The sequence below is a fragment of the Micromonospora luteifusca genome, from assembly GCF_016907275.1.
Lineage (GTDB): Bacteria > Actinomycetota > Actinomycetes > Mycobacteriales > Micromonosporaceae > Micromonospora > Micromonospora luteifusca.
In genome coordinates this window covers 6,265,250-6,283,304 of the sequence record NZ_JAFBBP010000001.1, presented here as the reverse complement: position 1 = coordinate 6,283,304, position 18,055 = coordinate 6,265,250, and the positions used below count along the sequence as shown (strand labels likewise).

13 protein-coding genes are annotated in these 18,055 nt (G+C 70.3%); 4 read left to right on the top strand and 9 right to left on the bottom strand.

Annotation, left to right across the window (positions count from 1 at the left end; all coding sequences use genetic code 11):
* Window positions 1–54: 54 nt before the first annotated feature.
* From JOD64_RS28370 to JOD64_RS28360, 3 genes are all read left to right on the top strand, one after another.
* On the top strand, window positions 55–1,194 hold the full coding sequence (locus JOD64_RS28370; protein ID WP_204945054.1) for a sensor histidine kinase: 1,140 nt from the start codon (window positions 55–57) through the stop codon (window positions 1,192–1,194).
* On the top strand, window positions 1,191–1,853 hold the full coding sequence (locus tag JOD64_RS28365; RefSeq protein ID WP_204945053.1) for a response regulator: 663 nt from the start codon (window positions 1,191–1,193) through the stop codon (window positions 1,851–1,853). The genes JOD64_RS28370 and JOD64_RS28365 overlap by 4 nt, the downstream gene beginning before the upstream one ends.
* A gap of 123 nt (window positions 1,854–1,976) precedes the next feature.
* On the top strand, window positions 1,977–2,648 hold the full coding sequence (locus JOD64_RS28360) for a DUF2306 domain-containing protein (RefSeq protein ID WP_204945052.1): 672 nt from the start codon (window positions 1,977–1,979) through the stop codon (window positions 2,646–2,648).
* 133 nt (window positions 2,649–2,781) lie between these two features.
* On the opposite strand, the gene JOD64_RS28355 is transcribed toward JOD64_RS28360, so the two are convergent.
* The 7 genes from JOD64_RS28355 to JOD64_RS28325 all read right to left on the bottom strand — a co-directional run bounded on the left by JOD64_RS28355 (window position 2,782) and on the right by JOD64_RS28325 (window position 12,867).
* On the bottom strand, window positions 2,782–3,111 hold the full coding sequence (locus JOD64_RS28355; protein WP_204945051.1) for a TraR/DksA family transcriptional regulator: 330 nt from the start codon (window positions 3,109–3,111) through the stop codon (window positions 2,782–2,784).
* 324 nt (window positions 3,112–3,435) lie between these two features.
* Window positions 3,436–3,822, bottom strand: a complete 387-nt coding sequence (locus tag JOD64_RS33625) for a DUF302 domain-containing protein (protein ID WP_275581604.1) — start codon at window positions 3,820–3,822, stop codon at window positions 3,436–3,438.
* Window positions 3,823–4,093: 271 nt separating this feature from the next.
* On the bottom strand, window positions 4,094–5,785 hold the full coding sequence (locus JOD64_RS28345; RefSeq protein WP_204945049.1) for a family 43 glycosylhydrolase: 1,692 nt from the start codon (window positions 5,783–5,785) through the stop codon (window positions 4,094–4,096).
* A gap of 118 nt (window positions 5,786–5,903) precedes the next feature.
* On the bottom strand, window positions 5,904–6,905 hold the full coding sequence (locus JOD64_RS28340) for a substrate-binding domain-containing protein (protein WP_204945048.1): 1,002 nt from the start codon (window positions 6,903–6,905) through the stop codon (window positions 5,904–5,906).
* Between the two features lie 23 nt (window positions 6,906–6,928).
* Window positions 6,929–7,993 (bottom strand): ABC transporter permease, encoded by a 1,065-nt coding sequence (locus tag JOD64_RS28335; RefSeq protein WP_204945047.1) that lies wholly within the window; start codon window positions 7,991–7,993, stop codon window positions 6,929–6,931.
* On the bottom strand, window positions 7,990–9,528 hold the full coding sequence (locus tag JOD64_RS28330) for a sugar ABC transporter ATP-binding protein (protein WP_204945046.1): 1,539 nt from the start codon (window positions 9,526–9,528) through the stop codon (window positions 7,990–7,992). The genes JOD64_RS28335 and JOD64_RS28330 overlap by 4 nt, the downstream gene beginning before the upstream one ends.
* 84 nt (window positions 9,529–9,612) lie before the next feature.
* Window positions 9,613–12,867 (bottom strand): DUF2961 domain-containing protein, encoded by a 3,255-nt coding sequence (locus tag JOD64_RS28325; protein WP_204945045.1) that lies wholly within the window; start codon window positions 12,865–12,867, stop codon window positions 9,613–9,615.
* A 715-nt stretch (window positions 12,868–13,582) separates the two neighbouring features.
* Here JOD64_RS28325 and JOD64_RS28320 point away from each other — a divergent pair.
* The gene (locus tag JOD64_RS28320; protein WP_204945044.1) at window positions 13,583–14,581 is read left to right on the top strand and encodes a LacI family DNA-binding transcriptional regulator; all 999 of its coding nucleotides are present in this window, start codon (window positions 13,583–13,585) and stop codon (window positions 14,579–14,581) included.
* A gap of 206 nt (window positions 14,582–14,787) precedes the next feature.
* On the opposite strand, the gene JOD64_RS28315 is transcribed toward JOD64_RS28320, so the two are convergent.
* Together JOD64_RS28315 and JOD64_RS28310 are read right to left on the bottom strand one after the other, a co-directional pair.
* A complete protein-coding gene (locus tag JOD64_RS28315; protein ID WP_204945043.1) occupies window positions 14,788–16,422 on the bottom strand; it encodes a fucose isomerase in 1,635 nt (544 codons plus the stop codon).
* A complete protein-coding gene (locus JOD64_RS28310) occupies window positions 16,419–17,957 on the bottom strand; it encodes an FGGY-family carbohydrate kinase (RefSeq protein ID WP_204945042.1) in 1,539 nt (512 codons plus the stop codon). The genes JOD64_RS28315 and JOD64_RS28310 overlap by 4 nt, the downstream gene beginning before the upstream one ends.
* Between the last annotated feature and the right edge of the window lie 98 nt (window positions 17,958–18,055).

The following is an 18,055-nucleotide window of genomic DNA, read 5'->3' as shown; positions in this document are numbered from 1 at the left end:
GCGGTCGTACTTTGGGACGATCTGCGGCAGCACCGCCGTTCGTACGATGGTCCTATGCACCCTCGCCTGCACGCTGTGTTGGCCGAGCCGCGCGTCTCGCCTGCACCATCCCGCGTGTGGCGCGACTGGGCGGTGGTCGCGGTCGTCGCGCCAGCGGTCGTGGTGGAAGGGATCATGCGGCCCGATCTGCCGTGGCGGGTGGGCTGCGTCGTCGTCGCGCTCGCGCTGCTGCCCACGTTCCTGTGGCGGCGTACCCACCCACTCGCGACGGTGGCCATCGCGTTCGGCTGCACAACGGTCGCCCCGTTCGTGCTGCCCGGCGACCCCTGCCAGATGTTCACGGCGAGCTTCCTGGTGCTCCTGGTCTACGCGCTGTTCCGCTGGGGCTCCGGCCGGGATGCCGTGATCGGTTCGTTCTTCGTGGTGGCCAAGGTGACCGCCGCCGGCCTGGTCGGCTCGATCGACGGTGGCGAACTGGTCGCCGGCTTCGCGGTGATGTTCGCCGCCGCCACACTGGGTGCCGCGATCCGCTTCCGCGCCGCCGCCCGCCTGCGCGAACTCGATCAGGTGAAGCTGCTGGAGCGCGAGCGTCTCGCCCGTGACCTGCACGACACGGTGGCCCACCACGTGTCGGCGATGGCGATCCGCGCGCAGGCCGGCATCGCGGCGTCGGCGAGCCAGCCGGGCTCCGCCGTCGAGGCGCTGCACGCCATCGAGGCCGAGGCGTCCCGTGCCCTCGCCGAGATGCGCGCGATGGTCCGCGTCCTGCGCCGCGACCAGCCCGCCGACCTGGGGCCCAGCCCGCAGGTCGCCGACATCGAGCGGCTCGCCGGCCGCTTCCGCACTGGGCCGGCCGTCGACGTGGATCTCCGCGGTGACCTCGGCGACATCCCGCCCACGGTGGGCTCCGCGCTCTACCGGCTGGCCCAGGAGTCGGTCACCAATGCCCGTCGCCACGCCCGCCACGCCACCCGCATCGAGGTCAGCGTCGCGGCCGACGACACCTCCGTGCGCCTGCGGGTCAGCGACGATGGCGAGGCCGGCGCCAGCCGCCAAACCGGCTCCCCCGGTTTCGGCCTGGTGGGCATGATGGAGCGCGCCGACCTGCTCGGCGGCACCTGCGAGGCCGGCCCGAATCCCGACCGTGGGTGGACCGTCACGGCGGTGCTCCCACGCGAGGGGGTCGGCGCGTGACGGTACGCGTGCTCGTGGCCGACGACCAGGAGATCGTCCGCACCGGCCTCACCATCATCTTGAACACGCAGCCCGGCATCGAGGTCGTCGGTGGGGCTGGCGACGGCCGTCAGGCGGTCGAGCTCGCCCGGCGGCTCCGCCCCGACGTGTGTCTCTTCGACATTCGGATGCCGGGCATGGACGGCATCGAGGCCACCCGGGCGCTCGCTGGGCCATCGGTCGCGGAGCCGCTCGCGGTTGTCGTCATCACGACCTTCGACCTCGACGAGTACGTGTACGCGGCGCTGCGTGCCGGCGCCCGTGGCTTCCTGCTCAAGGAGGCTGGTCCGGCCCTGCTCAGCCAGGCCGTGCACGCGGCCGCCAACGGGGATGCTCTGATCGCGCCGAGCGTCACCACGCGGCTGCTGAAGGCGTTCGCTGACGCGGGTCCCGCCGCGCCGCGGAAGCAGCCCGTCGAGGCGCTCACCGACCGGGAGGAGCAGGTCCTGGTCGCCGTCGCGCGGGGCCGCACCAACAAGGAGATCGCCGACGAGCTCTACATCACGTTGAGCACGGTCAAGTCGCACGTCACCAGCCTGATGATGAAGCTCGGGGTGCGTAACCGGGTCGAGGTGGCGATGTGGGCGTACGAGACCAACCGCGGACGGGCGCGCTGGTGACGGAGCCGATGTCGACCGGCCGACCATCGACGTAAGTACGACGACGGGGTAGGACCATGGGCCGGCCCGATTGCGGCCCATGTGCCGATGAGCAGGGGCGGCGCGGCGTCCACCATCGATGGCATGACGATGCGCGAGTGGCGGCTACCGGCCGCGTTGATCCTGCTGGGCCTGATACCGATGGTCGCTGGTGCGGCACGCCTTACCGAGCTGGGCACCGGACCGGAGGTCACCTCAGCGAACGCTCGCTTCGTCGCCGACCCGCTGCCGGTGGTACTGCACATCGTCGGCGCGGTGGTCTACACGGTTCTCGGCGCCTTCCAGTTCGTGCCCGGCCTGCGCCGCCACCGCTGGCACCGCCTCGCCGGTCGGGTGCTTGTCCCCTGCGGACTGACGGTCGCGCTCACCGGCGTGTGGATGGCCTTCGCGTACGACCTTCCGGCCCACGACAACGACGCGCTCGCCGTCATGCGGCTCGTCTTCGGCTCGGCCATGGCCGGCGCGATCCTGCTCGGTTTCGCCAACGCGCTGCGCCGGCACTTTGACCAGCACCGCAGGTGGATGGTGCGCGGCTACGCGATCGGCCTGGGTGCCGGCACTCAGGCGTTCACGCACGCGCCGTACCTCCTCGCGACCGGCGAACAGCCCGACGGCAACGTCCGGGCCGGGCTGGTCCTCGCCGGCTGGTTGATCAACCTTGCCGTGGCCGAGTGGTACCTGCGGCGTCCGTCCCTGAGGGTCACCGTGACAGCCCGGGCGAGGTCCACGCAGGGGACTGGAGCTTTCACCGAGTGAAAACCGCGGGGTCGTCTCCACCGACCTCGGCCCCATCCGAAGGGCGTGGCCCTCACCGGGCGCGCTGGACATCCTGGACGTGACGAGACGGCGGGTGGCTGCCGAGCCGCTGACACGGCAGCCACCCGGGACGTCACCTGTTGTGCTTCTCCTGGCAGGGCACGCAGAAGCGAGCATGTGGGAGAACCTCGAGCCGCTCCGCCGGGATGCTCTTGCGGCACTTCTCGCAGGCACCGTAGGTGCCGTCGCTGATCCGGCTCAGCGCACCGGTGATCTGCTCGATGTTGCGGCGGGTGACCACCAGCAGCGCGGCCTGGTTGTGGGCCTCGCCGGGGTCGCCGGTGTCCGCGTTGAGCTCGGTCAGTTCCCGCAACCGAGCCGTCTGTGTGGCGAAATCGTCCGCCAGGGACGCTCGCAGATCAGCCAACCAACCCTGGTCGACAACGTGATGATCGAGGCTCATGGCCTACCTCTCAAAAGGGGTGTGAAAAAGAAAAAGGGCCGAAGCTCGAATAGCTTCGCCCTAGCGGTCGTTCTGAATTGCAACGATTCCGCCGGAGGGCCTCGGCCGGTCCGCGCCGGGCTCGACAGCCTGTGCGTGGGCGCGGTCCGCGGCACGCGGACAACCGGCACCCGCATCCCGGACCTCAGGCGTGCCTCCGTCGCCACCCGGACAGCGCCGGGTGCCGCCACCTCGGTGACGGCAGGCGAACGGAAAGTCACCGGCGGCATGCCCCCACCATAGAGTGGCGATCGTCCTTATGCCAACGCCCGATTCGGGTCGTGCTCAACGGCCGTCGAGGGCGGAGGCGATCTTGGCCGGGGCGTTCAGGGGTGCCAGCTGGTCCTCGCCCAGTCCGTACCGCTGGGCGAGGTAGGCGGGGTCCTGCCAGGTGACCAGCGAGCCGGGCTGGCCGTCGTCCCGCACCATGAGTCGCATTGGCAGGTCGATGGCAATCTCGGGATGGGCCTGCATGAGTGGCGTGCCCGCCTGTGGATTGCCAAAGATGATGACCTGGGTGTCGGGCATACTCAGCCCGGCCTTGCGAGCGGCCGCCGCATGGTCGACCACCGCCGCCACCGCGGCACCCACGCGTTCCGCCTCAGCCCGCAGCGCAGAGACTGTCTCTCCGACATCGTGGGCACTCCGCCTGGTCACCAATCCGTCGTTCATGGCCGACCCCCGCTCACCGTATCGCTGGGCGAATCCATCTCATCCTGCCCGCACAGGTGGCCGGCCCGGGTGGGTTTGTCGTAAAACGGCGGCCGGCGCTTCCCTTCTCGCCGCGCAAAGGGGATGGGCAAGCATCAGCGGAATACGCGGACGGCGACCTGTTCCGCGACGTCCACCGCCAAGCCGAAGGGAAGGGGCGCGAGGATGTTCGTCCTCGCGCCCCTGCCTGGTCCGCTGGTCCCCCGTCGACACCGGCGGGAGAAGCGGGTCGCTACCTCGATCCGTTGAGACCTGCCGCCAGTGCCTCGGCAAATGACGTGTCCGCGGCGGTCCCGCTCACTCCGAGCCGCCAGGTGCCGCCAGGGAGGTCACCGAGGGGCAACGACCGTCCGCCGGGCTGCCACAGCGGTTGCCATGCGACCGATCCGCTGGGGCGGTTGAACCACCGGTTGTCCTCATTCCAGGCTGAGCCGGCGCGGTAGGCGGCCACCAACGTGGTCGTGTCGTCGGTGGCAAGTGTCCAACTGCTGAAGCCCGCGGCGTCGCCGTCCCTGTCCTGCTGGTCGGGGTCACCGAGCCGCGGCAGGGACGAGTCCAGACTCCAGGCGGCTTCCCAGACCGGAGCGGTGGTCGGGCCGGCCACGTGCCAGACGAAGCTGAGGTCCGTGGTGGCCGTATCGAACCGGAACCGCCAGTCGGTGGTCACCGGCTCGTCACCGAGGGGGATGCCGTTGAGGCTCAGGTCGGTGCCGTCGGCGGAGACGGTCACGTCCCTCGCGGCGCCCGCCACGTCTGTTGGTCCGAACGCTCCGACCGCGAGGTAGGGCGTCGTGGAGCGGGACGACGAGTCCGTGACGGGTCGGTACTCGCCACGTCCAGCGGGATCGGCGTCGTAGGAGACCAGCCGGGCCTGGGGTGCGGTCTGCACGACGGCACGGTAGTAGGGAGTGGTGACGATGCGGCCCTTCGTCACCAGCGGCGTGCGCCAGTGCAGTGGTGCCAGCGAAAGTCCACCCTGGCCCCACCCGGCACCTGTGACGTACCAGTCGCCGGTGCCGGAGTCGTCCTTGACCACCTCGGCGGCATGCGCGTTGATCTGCCCCGCCAACTGGTCGACGCTGAAATGGAAGGGGTCGGCGCTGCGGTACACGCGGGTGTCCTGGTATCCGCTCTCGCAACAGACGAAGAGGTACCACGATCCGTCGTGATGCACCACGAACGGCGATTCGGTCGGCCCGCCGAAGGTGCCGGTGGCCGGGTGTTCGAAGGCCGTCTGCCGGGCGCCCCAGTGCACCAGGTCCCTACTGGTGCGGTAGGCGACGATGTGGTTACCCCCCGCCGGTGTGCTGTTGGCGGTGTAGTACATGACCCACTGGTCGCCGACGCGGGTGACCATCGGGTCCCGGCCGTCGAAGCCGTCGGTGAACAGGGGGTTCGCCTTGTGCCGGGTCCAGGTCTTGAGATCCTTCGACGTGGCCAACTGCATCCGGTAGGCCGTGTGGTCCGCGGTGCCGCCCGCGTAGTACATGTAGTAGGTGCCACCGTGGAACAGGACGTACGGCGCCCAGATGTGGCTTTCGCCGGCGGCGGGGTCGGCCTCCAACGCGAACGGCTGCTTCGTCCAGGGTCCGCGGGGCGACGGCGCCGTGGCGTGACCGAAGAACCGCTCGTCGAGCGGGTTGGCGGGTTCGGCGTGGGTGATCGCGAAGATGTGCCACTCGCCGGTACGGCGGTCACGCACCATCGTGTGGTCGTTGTAGTACCAGCGCTCGTTCTCGCCGACGCTCGGGTCGTAGACGGGCACGAAGTCACCGGCGCCGACCACGGTCGACCGGTTCTCGTACGGCTGGTTGTCGATCGCGGGCGGGTCGGCCGCCCGAGCCGCGACCGGTGTCACGATCAGGCTCAGGGCGACCGCGACCAGCGCGGACAGCCAACCAACACGGGACGGTAGGCGGGACATCGCTTTCCTCCAGGGCTCGATGCGGGTTTGCGGTGGTGGCTTCCCGGTGGCTGATTCGCCGGCCGATCGGTGCTGCGGGCCCGCCAGCCTCAGCGGCGGACCCGCAGCACCGAAGCTGTTACTGCTTCCCGCCGAGCTCGGTGTAGACCTGGGCAGCGTTGTCCTTGGTGATCTGCGTCGTGCCGAGGGTGGTCGACTTCGGCACGTCCTTCGAGCAGTCGACCAGGATCTTCTTGGCCAGGTCGATCGCCTCGCGTCCGCCGGTCGCGTACTGGAACGTCGCCTGCAGGCGACCCTGCTCGACCGCCTTGATGCCGCCGGAGGGGACGGGCAGCGCGTCGATCCCGGTGAACTTGATCGCCGACTCCTTACCCGCGGCCTTCGCCGCCAGGTAGGCGCCCTCCGCCATCGGGTCGTTGTGCGCGTACACGGCGTCGATGTCCGGCTGGGCCTTGAGCATCGCGTCCATCACGCTCTGCCCCTTCTCCCGCAGCCACTCAGCGGTCTGGGTGGCCACGATCTCGATCTTCGGGTTGCTCGCGATGCCCTCGCGGAAGCCCTGGGCGCGCTCGGCGGCCGGGGTGGAGCCGGGCAGGCCGGAGATCTCGACGACCTTGCCGCCCTGCGGCAGCAGCGTCTTGGCGTAGTACTCCCCCGCCGCCTTGCCGATCGCCACGTTGTCGCCGCCGATGAAGGCGGTGTACGCGTCACCCTCGACCTTGCGGTCGAGCACGATGACCGGGATGCCCTTGTCGTATGCCTTCTTCACCACGGCGGTGAGCGGCTTCGCCTCGTTCGGAGAGATGATCAGCAGGTTGATCCCCTGGGAGAGGAAGTTCTCCACGTCGGCGACCTGCTTGCTGTTGTCCTGGGCCGCGTCCGAGACGACGACCTTGAACCCGGACACGGCCTTCGCGGCGGTGCTCACGTCGTCATTCATGACCTGCCGGTACGGCTCGGCGTTGTTGGCCTGCGACATGCCGATCAGGAACTCCTTGCCGCTGCCGCACTGGGCCGAGGCGTCGGTGCCGCCGTCGCCGCCGTCCTTCTCGACGCTGCATCCGGTGAGCGCGAGCGTGGTCAGTGTGAGGATCGTGATGGCTCTTCGGGTGTAACGCATGTTTCCTCCAGGGTGGTGGTGGGTCAGGCGATGCGGGGACGGAGCCTCTGCAACGCGGCGGCAGCGACGATGACCAGTCCCTTGACGACCAGCTGCACGTTCGCGTCGATGTTGTTGAGGGCGAGGATGTTGTTCAGGATCCCGAGCAGCAGGGCGCCGGCGATCGTGCCGCCCATGGATCCACTGCCACCGGCGAGACTCGTCCCGCCGATGACCACGGCCGCGATCGCGTCCAGTTCGTAGCCGGCACCGTCGTTCGGGCTGCCCTGGTTGAGCTGACCGGCGTGGATGATCCCGGCCAGCGCGGCGAGCAGGCCGGAGATCGCGAAGACGGTGACCCGGACGCGCCGTACGGGCACGCCGGAGAGTCGGGCGGCCTTCTCGTTGCCGCCGATCGCGTAGACGTGCCGTGCGAAGGCGGTGCTGCGCAGCACCAGGAGCGCGCCGACGCCGATGGCGAGGAAGATCAGGGCCGGTACCGGCAGCACTCCGTTGATGGAACCGCTCAGCAGCGAGAACGCCTCGGGAGCCTCCTGCGGTCCGTCGCCGTAGGCGATTGGAATGCCCAGCCCTCCGGACCACATCCGGGCGATGCCCCGCGCCGCTTGCAGGCCGGCCAGGGTGACGATGAAGGACTGGATCCCGAGCCGGGCGACGATCGCGCCCTGGGTGGCCCCGAACGCGGTGCCGATGAAGAGCACGATCAGGACCGTCGGCACGATGCCCAGGCCACTGTCGACCATCAACGTGGCCGATCCGACCGCGGCGAGCCCGAGCACCGCCCCGACGGAGAGGTCGATGCCGCCGATCAGGATCACGAACGTCATCCCGACCGCGATGATGCCGATCTCCGAGACCGCCCGGACGATGTTGGCGAGGTTTCCGGAGCTGAGGAACACGTTCTCGCCGTTGCGTGACGGCGAGACGGCGATCGCGATCACAAAGACGGCGACGAGCCCGAACAGGCTCTGGAACCGGAAGAAGTTGTCGACGATCGCGTGCCGGTCCTTCGGCAGTCGGATCGCCCCGCGGCGGGGCGGTGTCTCCGGCGGCGAAGCGGCGACGGTGGTGGGATTGGGCGAATTCATCCAGACTCCTTGACGTCGTCCCCGTTGGCCGCGGCGAGGATGGCTTGTTGGGTGGCGGAGGCACGGGGCAGCACGGCCACGGTGCGACCACGGTGCAGGACGACCACCCGGTCACAGAGGCTCAGCAGCTCCGGCAGCTCCGACGAGGCGAGCAGGATCGCCATGCCGGAGTCGGCGAGCCGGTGCAGCAGGTGGTAGATCTCGGCCTTGGCGCCGATGTCCACGCCCCGGGTCGGCTCGTCGAGCAGGAGTAGTTGCGGTCGCATCAGCAGCTGCTTGGCGAACACGATCTTCTGCTGGTTGCCACCGGAGAGCGTCGCCACGGGGATCGACGGTGATGCCGCCTTCACCGCCAGGGCGGTGAGTTGTTCGGCCACGGTCCGGCGCAGCAGCGGGCGGCGTACCAGCCCGAGCGTGGTCAGCGACGACAGCGCGGAGAGCACCACGTTGTCCGCCACGGAGTGCTCCAGCATCAGCCCCGCGCCGCGCCGGTCCTCGGGGACGAAGGCCACCCCGCGCGCCAGGGCTGCCCGGGGGCCGCTCGGGCGGTACGGCCGGTCGCCGATCGTCACCTGGCCGGCGCGCCGGCCGGAGCCGCCCGCGCCGAACAACGTCTCCAGCAGTTCGGTACGCCCGGCGCCCATCAACCCGGCGAGGCCGACGATCTCGCCGGAGCGCACGGCGAGATCCACGCCGGCTGGCTCGGTACGGCCGGGCACCGGCCGGCGGGGCGTCACGGCGAGCCCGCGTACGTCGAGTAGCACGTCCCCGGGCTCGTTGCGGCCCTCGCCGAAGAGCGCGTCGACCGACCGGCCGACCATGAGCTGGATGATGTCGTCGCGGGAGGCGACCCGCGGGTCGACGGTGCCGGCGACAGTGCCGTTGCGCAGCACGGTCACCCGGTCGGCGATGAGCTCGATCTCCGCCATCCGGTGCGAGATGTAGACGATGCCGACGCCGGCCCGGCGTAGCTCGGCGATCGTCGCGAAGAGCCGTTCGACCTCGGCGTCGGCCAGTGCCGCTGTCGGTTCGTCCATGATCAGGACCCGTGCGCGCAGCGACAGGGCTCGGCCGATCTCGACCAGCTGTTGCTCGCCGACGCGCAGCGACCCCACGAGCCGGCGCGGGTCCAGGTCTGCGCCGAGCGTCCGCAGGTGCGCCTCGGCCTGCCGGCGCATCTTCCGCAGGTCGACGGTGCCCAGGCGGGTGCGCGGCTCGCGCCCGAGGAACATGTTCTCCGCGATGGACAGCCCGGCCACCAGGTCCAGCTCCTGGTGGATGGTCGCGATGCCAGCGCGTTGGGCATCGGCCGGGCTGGTGAAGCTGACCGGTTCCCCGTCCACCTCGATCGTGCCGTCGTGCTCGCTGATCACCCCGGAGAGCACGTTGATCAGCGTGGACTTGCCGGCCCCGTTCTCGCCGAGCAGCGCGTGCACCTCACCGGCGGTCACGGTGAGGTCGATGTCGCGGCAGGCGTGCACGCCGCCGAACCGCTTGCCGATGCCGGTCATCCGGACCAGCGGCCGATCTGTCATACGGCACCTCGTAGCTTGTCTGCGGGATCTGCGGGTGAGGGCGGGGTCGGAGGCCCGAGTGGGCGGGCCTCCGACCCCGGGCCGTCACGAGGTGAGGCGCGCCTCGACGTAGTCGAGACCGGCCAGGTACCCGCTCGCCGCGGCGGCCTTGCCGGTCACCGTGAGGGTGAGCGTGTGCCGGCCCGCCGACAGCTCCCGCTGGCCGTAGTCCAGCGCGTCGCTGACGATCACCCCCGGCGAGTGGTACGCGTCGAACGCCTCGCCGATCTGGCTACCGTCGATCGCCACCGTGTTGGTGCCGTAGTCCCCCGCCAGCGTCTGCACCAGATGCAGCTGGTAGGTGCCGGTCGTGGGCACCTCGAACGCCACCGTCACACTCCGGTTCGGCGCGTCCGGCCGGAACCACAGCTGTGCGCTCCGCGACCAGTGGATGCCGCAGCAGTCGCCCTGGACCTCCGCCGGTGCGTCGGTGGAGACCGCGGGCAGCAGCGATTCCGCTTCGATCCGCAGCGTGTCGCCCGTGGTGGCCGATGCCGGCGCCGAGTACGGGCCGAGGTTGCCCGCGGCGTCCACCGCGCGCACCCGGTAGTGCCAGGTCTCCCGCAGGCTCAGCCCACTGTGCTCGAAGCTCGGCCGGGTCGTGACGCCCACCCGGTTCTCCGGCCCGGGCGTGAACCCGGCCTTCCGGGAGGCGAACACCTCGTAGGTCGGCGCGTACACGTCGTCGGTGGCCGGCCGCCAGGTCAGCGCCACCGCGTTGGTGGTGCCGCTGGTGGCGGTGAGCCCGGTGACCTGGGTGGGCCTGGTCTGGTCGACGAAGGGGGTGACCTCGCTCAGCACCGCGTACCGGGCCGCGGACCAGGCCGGAGCCCCGGCGGTCGGCCGCAACGTGACGGTCACCGTCGACTTGTCGTGGGTGAGCGCGGGCGGCAGCCGGAACTCGTCCTCCAACCAGCGGTGCGAACCGTTGGCCAGTGGCTGCGACCAGGTGCCGGCGTCCCGCCCGTCGACCTGCACGGCCACCGACTGGTACCCGGCGGACTGGTCGCCCACCCGGCGCAGCACCGCGCCCGTGTTGTGCGGGTCCAGGGCCACCTTGAACCGGATCGGCGTCGTGGACGCCCGGGTGTCGTCGGTGACCGGTCGGGGTGCGCCGTCGTCGCCCTCGAAGGTCGCGGTGAGTACCTCGCGCTTGCCGTCGGAGGAGTACGCGTGCGCCGACTCGCTGCCGGCGTCGCCGACGTCGACGGTGTCGGTCCAGCGCTGGCCGACGGTGTCCTGCCCGTACCAGTAGGCGGTCGAGCCGTACCGGGCCGGATCCTGGTCGCCCGGGCCGTGCTCGATGCCGAAGCGCAGGTCGGTGGCGAATGACACCGACTCGGCGAGCATCAGCCGGTACGCGCCGGTGCAGTCGTACTGGCAGCCGTAGTCGCTGACCTCGTGGGCCGGGTTGCCGTTGGTGGGCGCCGAGAACGTGCCGTGGTTGAAGTACCAGCCGCTCTCGTAGAAGTCCTCGGTCCCGGTGCCGTGGATGCTCGGGCTCTGCGCGCCGTCCACGTAGACCCGCTCGTCGCCCTCAAGGTAGTTGCGCTGGTTGCCCGCGGGGATGTGCCCCTCCATGGTGTGCGTGACACCAACGAACTTTCCACGGCCGGCCACGTCGATGAACGGGTGGTCGGCGCCGGGGGTGGTGTCGGCGCTCGTCGCGGTGGCCCGGAAGTAACCCGCCGTGCCGGTTGAACGCAGTGCCGACGCCCAGCGGGTGGAGCGTGCGGTGGTCACCGAGGCCGTCGACGTCGTGATCGGCACGCCCGAACCGTTGCGCAACTCGATACTGAACCGTGACCGGTAGGGCATCGGCCACCAGGCCGACAGCGTCGCGGTCTCGGGGTCGACGCCGAACATCAGCGACCGCACCGGGTGCAGCCCGAGGCCGGTGCCGAAGAACTCGCCGAGTGGAGCGTCCACGGTGGTCTCACCGTCGAAGGTGATGCGTAGCCGGCTGTCCCGCAGCACCGCGTCGGAGGCCGCGACGGCCGCCTTGCGGTCGGCGTCGGCCGGGTAGCTCATGGTGTTGCTGCCCTGCCAGCTCTGCTTGGTGATCCGGTAGCTGTGGGCAGCCTCGGCGTCGGTGTGGGACGGGCCCAGGTCGAGGGTGTCGGTCCGCTTGGCGGTGCCGCCGACGAGGCTGTCGACCCAGTAGGTGAACTCGTTGATGTCCAGGTCGGAGGACGCGAACTGGTTCCGGATGGTGATCGTGGACTTGCCGGCCGTGGCACTCGCCGGAAGATCGACGCTCTGGTCGAGCCAGGTGCCGAAGGGCACCATCTCGTTGGCCGGCCACTCGGCGACCGGCACGCCGTCCACCAGGACCTGCGCCCGCTGGTGCCCGATGTGCGGGTCCAGTCGGCGGGTGAGGCGTACCCCGGCATTTGCCGGGTCGACGGCCACCTGGAATTCGCTGCCGCCGCCGGAGCCGTAGGCACGCCCGTCATCGGTGACCGGCGTCGGCGGCCCGACGAGTTGCGGGATCCGCAGTTGCAGGGCACTGATCGCGCCAGGGCCGACGCCGCTGGCGAGGGTGACCGCGCCCTTGGCGGGGACGCTGAACTGCCGGTTGGCGGTCGTCGCGCCGGCCTCCGGGCGCTTGGGGTCGCTCGTCCCGGCGGCCTTGAGCTGGTCGATGACGTCCAACGCGCGGTCCGACGGGTCGAAGGTGCGCACCCCGTCGGCGGTGGTGAACTTGCGGTAGGTGACGTGGTAGAAGATCGGGTTCTTCTCGGTCGTCACCCGCATCGAGCTGCGGTAGGTCATGGGCGCCTTGATGTAGACACCCCCGGAGCTCTGCGCCCCGTTGGCGACCACCGGGTAGACGAAGGGTGCCCCGAGCTTGCCGTCCACGACGTCCTGGAGCTTGGCGTCGAGCACGGTCACGCCGTCGAGGACGACCTTGATGGTTCCCGTGGCGGAGACGTCGCCCTCGTCGCGGGTGAACCAGATCGAGTCGATCTCACCGGCACCGGCGGCTTCGGCGAGGACGCAGCCATCGGCGCCGGTACGCAGGCACGAGTACTGGCCGGAGAAGCCGTCGTCGTTGCCGCCGGCGCGGTCGAAGCTGGAGAACTGGTAGGCCCGGGGTCCGTCGGGAAGCTCGGCGAGCCGGTCGAGCCTGCGGTAGACGTCCCATCCGGTGGGGCCGTTGTCGGGGGGGGTGGGGGGCGCGGCCAACGCTGGCCCGGCCGGGCCGACCAGGGCGGTTCCGGCGAGCAGGGCCGCGGTGAACGCGGCGCGTACCAGCCGGCGAGCGGAGGTACGTGGTGCGTGGGTGGTGGATGTCATGAGCGCCTTCCACGTCGGTGGGTGGGGCGGGTTGCGAGCCAGTCGAGGAATCGATTTCCCGCTGCGTCAGCGACAGGGTATGCACGCCGCCGCGCGGCGGTCAATCCTTGATCGCCACCGACCGGTGACGCTGTTGACAGCGACCCGGCGCGCTTTTATGGTCCTCGATCAGAGCCGAGCAACCGATTTCTCCGCTCCAGAAAGCGCGTCGCGGCCACTGCTGCGACTGGGAGGCCCCTCCGTGCCCTTACTCGTCGCCCTCACCGGATCTCTCGGCGCGGGCAAGACCACCACCACCGCTCCCCCTGCTGACCGGCACCCGCCGTGACACCGAAACCGCGCGGGCGCGATCGAGATCCGGCATGGCCGGCTCCGGATCGCCGGCGCGGCGCCGGCGATGAGCAGCGACCCCACGCACGGCACGCAGCGCAACCGCCTGCTGCCGGCCCGTGACTGAACGTGCCGGGACGGGCGTATCCTCGTGACGACGAACGCCGCAATGGTGGCGGTCGGTCGGCATGCTGCCCTGCGGCTCACCGTCAGGGGTGGAGCGTGACAGGCCCGGTCGGCGACCCCGTCCGCGCCGGACACCGGCTCGAAACACCGGTCACGATTTCGTTACTACCCACCCGTAGGATGCCGGGTTCCGGCACCGGAGCGCGCTGGGCAGCCGCGCCGAAGCACACCATCAGAAGCGTCGAGCGAACGGAGGCGAATGGCGACGATCTATGACGTGGCGCGGCAGGCTCAGGTTTCACCGGCGACAGTGTCGCGGGTACTGAACGGACGGACCACAGTCGATCCAGTCATGGCTGCGCGGGTGCAGCAGGCGATGCGGGAACTCGATTACCGCCCCAACGCCGTCGCCCGCAACCTGCGCCTGAGTCAGACCAGCCTCTGGGCGGTCATCATCTCCGACATCGGAAACCCCTTCTTCACCTCGATGGTCCGAGGGGTGGAAGACGTCGCGCAAGGCGCCGGCTACTCGGTGGTCCTGTGCAACAGCGACGAGGACCCGGAAAAGGAGTCCCGGTACATCGCAGCGGCCCTGGCCGAACGGATGGCGGGCGTCATCATCTCCACGTCGGGCCGACCGACCGTCATCAACCGGCTCGTCGAGGCACGCATCCCAGTCGTGGCGATCGACCGCCAACTGCGCGGCGTCAACATCGACACCGTACTCGTCGACAACGTGCAGGGGGCCGAGCTGGCCACCACCCACCTGCTCGGCAACGGCTACCAGCGGGTCGCCTGCATCACCGGTCCGCGCCGGATCTCCACCGCCGCCCAACGACTCCGCGGCTACCAGCGCGCGTTGCGGTCGCACGCCCGCGAGGCAACCGACAATCTGGTGCGGTACGCCGACTTCCGCGAGGAGGGTGGCTACCGGGCCATGGCCTCGCTGCTCGACAGCGACAACCCGCCGGACAGCGTCTTCGCGACGAACAACCTGATGACCGTCGGCGCCGTCGAGTGCCTCGTCGACCGCGGGGTCAAGGTGCCGGCCGAGTTCGGGGTGGTCGGATTCGACGACATACCCTGGGCCCACCTCGTCAGGCCATCGCTGAGCACCGTCTCCCAGCCGACGTACGACCTGGGGCGGGCGGCCGCGGTCCTGCTCAGCGAACGGATCGCGAACCCGGCGCGACCGCCGTCGACCGTCACCCTCAGCACGGGCCTGCAGGTACGCGAGAGCTCCAGCCGCCCAAGCTGAACCCCGCAGCCGGCGAGCCCACGGCCACCGCTGTCGGAGCCGGTGGCCGAGCCGCCCGCGATTGGATTGGAGGACGGGGAACCTGCCCCCGGTACACCGTCAGGCTCCCCGTCCGTGTTCCGCCGGCTCCGCTCCGCGGCGCCAGCGGTCTCGCCGTCACTCCGGTGGATCACCCGCAACCGTGCGGGCTCGACCGGCCCGAGCCGTCAGAGGTTGACCTCACCGCACAGGTGCACCTGGACGCCGAGTTCGGCGAACAGGGCCGCCTTGGCCCGCAGCGCCTTGTCGGCGGTCTCCGCGTCCGGCGCGTAGACGACGTTGGCGTGGTTGGCCTTGTGCCGCGCCATCAACTGGTCCCGGCCGACCCCGTGCAGGACGGCGTGCATGATCGGCCACTGCGGGTTGGTGGCGTCCAACCGGCGCTGGGTCTCCTCGGCCGGCAGCTCGACGACGGTGCCGCGACCCAGGTCCACGTGCAGCACACCGTCCATGATGAACACCCGGGACCAGACGATCTCCCCTGGCTTCGACACCCCGCTCAGGGTGCCGCCACCCAGCGGGAAGAACATCGGGGGCTGGCGCATGCTGTACGACTTGTCGTAACCACCGTTGTGTGACGCCGGCACCGAGCCGGAGATCTCGAACACCCAGACGAAGTCGTCGCCGTACTGCTCGCCCCACCGGATGTCGTGCAGGGTCGTCGCCGGGTCGAGGCCCATGGCCGTCCAGATCCGGTTGGTGACGAGCGAGTCGACCGCCACCCCCTCGTCGACCTCGTTGAAGTGCGGCAGCGGCGCCCCCGGGTACAGCTCGCGGCTCCCGTCGCGGCTGAGCACCGGCGGCCGCTGGACGTTGTTCAGCAGACCCTCGGCGAGGTCGCTGGCCGGAACGGTGTCCTTCAGGCCCTGCTGGTACTGGATGCCCACCGCGTCCAAGCCGTAGTCGTCGGAGATGCGCAGGGCGGCGACGTACATCTTGAACTGGCTGAGCAACTGCGCCTCGGTCAGCTCGCTGGCCTCGTCGGTGCCCACGTGGAAGGTCATCCCGGCGTCGTCCAACCACCGGCGGACCGCTCGGGCCTCCTCGTCGGAGACGCGCGCCATCTCAGCGACCAGGGCGCTCTGCGACAGCCGCTCCTTGTAGATGCCAAGCGGATTGATCAACTCGTCGTCGAAGATCGCGTTGTACATCCCCATGCATCCCTCGTCGAAGACGCCGATGATGGCCTTCTCCGTCACGAGCTGGCTGGCCAGCGACCGGCCCAGCGCGACCTCCGGGTCGTCGGGCAGGGCGGGCAGGTCACGTACGTGGCTGGTGTCGTGGCGCAGCTGGCCGGTTTCGAGCCAGGTCCGCAGCCCGTTGATGGCCCACTCGTCGGTGAAGTCCCGGCTCCACAGCGCGGAGTGCGGAATGCCGGCCTTGGTAAGGCTCGCGGTGAGGTTGAGCAGGCCGACCAGACCGGGGAACTCACCGCTCCAGTTCGCCACGATGAGGATCGGCCCCCGGTGGCTGCGCAGCCCGGCCAGGACGTGGTGGCTGTACTGCCAGACGGCCTCGACCACGATCAGCGGCGCGTCGACGGGGATCTGCTTGAAGACCTCGATGCCCGCGCGCTGACTGTCGATGAAGCCGTGCCCCTTGACCGGGTCGACGCCGTGCCCGCGCTCGACCTTCCAGCCGAGCGCGTTGACCGCCGCGCTGAGGTCGGCCTCCAGTTGCTGCTGGGTGGGCCAGCAGGTGACGTTCGCGCTGAGGCGGAGATCGCCGCTGGCAACCGTGTAGACGGTACCGGGTGCCATCGCCGGCGGATCGACAGGCACGGGCAGCGTGTAACTGGTCATGGGGCGACTCCTTCGTTGCGTTGCTCTTTGCTGGCGTCCGTCCGGGCAGCGCCCAGGAAACGGACCTGACGTGCGGCGAGCGCGTGAGCGACCCGCTTGGAACTCGTGTACAGCTCGCGATACAGGCCGTACAGCTCGTCGTAGTCGGCGGCGAACTCGGCCTGTGGCTCGCAGACCTCCGTGGCGGGGTTCCACGCCTCGATCGAGACGGTCCACCCCGTCTGCGCGGCCAGGAACGCCGCGCCGTAACTGGCGCCGATGGTCTGCGCGGGGATCACCTGGGCGCGCCCGGTGACGTCGGAGACGATCTGTGTCCAGAGCCCGCCCCGGGTGCCCCCGCCGACCGCGACGACGCGCCGGATGTCACCGCCGCTCGCCTCGATGGTCTCGATGTTGTGGCGTACGCCGAGGCCAGTCGCTTCGAGCGCGGCGCGGTAGAGGTCACCGCGGTCGTGCGAGATGGTGAGGCCGGCGAGGATGCCGCGGGCCTGCGGATCCAGGATCGGCGTCCGTTCGCCGGCGAAGTAGGGCAGCATGAGCAGCCCTCGGGCGCCCGGACCCGAGGCCTCGGCGAGGCGGAGCAGATCGGGGTAGTCCGGCGAGCCGAACAGCTCGCGCAGCCACGCCGTGATCGCGCCGGACGTCGCCAGGCCACCTGCGAGATTGCGCGTCCCGGGCAGGGCGCCGACGGTCCCCCACAGCGACGGGTCGGTGACCCGGGCCGCGACCGTGTGGACCAGGAACATCGTCGTGCCGTACATCAGCATGAGGTCGCCGACGCCCTGAGCGCCGACGCTGATCGCCTCCGACCAGGCGTCGATGGTTCCGGTGATCACGGGGACGCCCGCCGGCAGCCCGGTGAGCGCCGCCGCCTCCGCCGTCACCCGGCCTGCCACGTCGCCGGGCCAACGCAGCGGAGGCAGGGCCAACCCGGGGGCGATCTCGGCGGCCCATGGGCGGTACCAGTCGTGGCCGTCGGTGTCGTACAGCGGCGTGCACTGGCTCGCCGAGTGGTGGTCCAGCACGTACTCGTCGGTGAGCTTGGCGGCGAGCCACGAACTGGGCATGAAGAGCCGACGGGCCCGGCGGTAGAGGTCTGGCTCGTTCTCGACGACCCAGGCCACCTTCGCGCCCGCCGCCTGGCTGGACAGGGCCGAGCCGCACCGACGCAGGATCTCGTCCGCGCCGAACCGCTCGTTGAGCCGGTCGATCTGATCGGTCGAGCGGGTGTCGACGCCGTAGAGGATGGCCGGGCGGAGTGGGACGTTGGCGGCGTCGGTGAGCAGGACGCACGGTCCCATGCCGCTCACCCCGACTGCGACGACCTCGGCGTCGCCGGGTGCCAGCAGGTCGCTGGTGAGGGAGACGAACTCCTGCCACCAGACGTCGGCGTCCATCTCGACCCAGCCAGGTCGTGGTCGGCTCACCTCGTGCGTCCGGGTGGACGACCGCAGGACGCGGCCGTCGACGTTGACGAGCACGCCCTTGCTGCTCGATGTGCCGATGTCCACGCCGAGGACAGCCGCGACTTTCATGGCGCCCACTGTTTCAGCAATCGATTTCCGAATCAAGGCCGAGGCTCACGTTTTTCTCACCGGTCGCCGACGCCCGACCGCACCTTCCTCGGCGTACT

Bases quoted from the DNA above. Each gene is read 5' to 3' on its own strand.
- JOD64_RS28370 (WP_204945054.1), top strand. From the start codon at position 55: ATGCACCCTCGCCTGCACGCTGTGTTGGCCGAGCCGCGCGTCTCGCCT.
- JOD64_RS28360 (WP_204945052.1), top strand. From the start codon at position 1,977: ATGACGATGCGCGAGTGGCGGCTACCGGCCGCGTTGATCCTGCTGGGC.
- JOD64_RS28355 (WP_204945051.1), bottom strand. From the start codon at position 3,111: ATGAGCCTCGATCATCACGTTGTCGACCAGGGTTGGTTGGCTGATCTG.
- JOD64_RS33625 (WP_275581604.1), bottom strand. From the start codon at position 3,822: ATGAACGACGGATTGGTGACCAGGCGGAGTGCCCACGATGTCGGAGAG.
- JOD64_RS28345 (WP_204945049.1), bottom strand. From the start codon at position 5,785: ATGTCCCGCCTACCGTCCCGTGTTGGTTGGCTGTCCGCGCTGGTCGCG.
- JOD64_RS28340 (WP_204945048.1), bottom strand. From the start codon at position 6,905: ATGCGTTACACCCGAAGAGCCATCACGATCCTCACACTGACCACGCTC.
- JOD64_RS28335 (WP_204945047.1), bottom strand. From the start codon at position 7,993: ATGAATTCGCCCAATCCCACCACCGTCGCCGCTTCGCCGCCGGAGACA.
- JOD64_RS28330 (WP_204945046.1), bottom strand. From the start codon at position 9,528: ATGACAGATCGGCCGCTGGTCCGGATGACCGGCATCGGCAAGCGGTTC.
- JOD64_RS28325 (WP_204945045.1), bottom strand. From the start codon at position 12,867: ATGACATCCACCACCCACGCACCACGTACCTCCGCTCGCCGGCTGGTA.
- JOD64_RS28320 (WP_204945044.1), top strand. From the start codon at position 13,583: ATGGCGACGATCTATGACGTGGCGCGGCAGGCTCAGGTTTCACCGGCG.
- JOD64_RS28315 (WP_204945043.1), bottom strand. From the start codon at position 16,422: ATGACCAGTTACACGCTGCCCGTGCCTGTCGATCCGCCGGCGATGGCA.
- JOD64_RS28310 (WP_204945042.1), bottom strand. From the start codon at position 17,957: ATGAAAGTCGCGGCTGTCCTCGGCGTGGACATCGGCACATCGAGCAGC.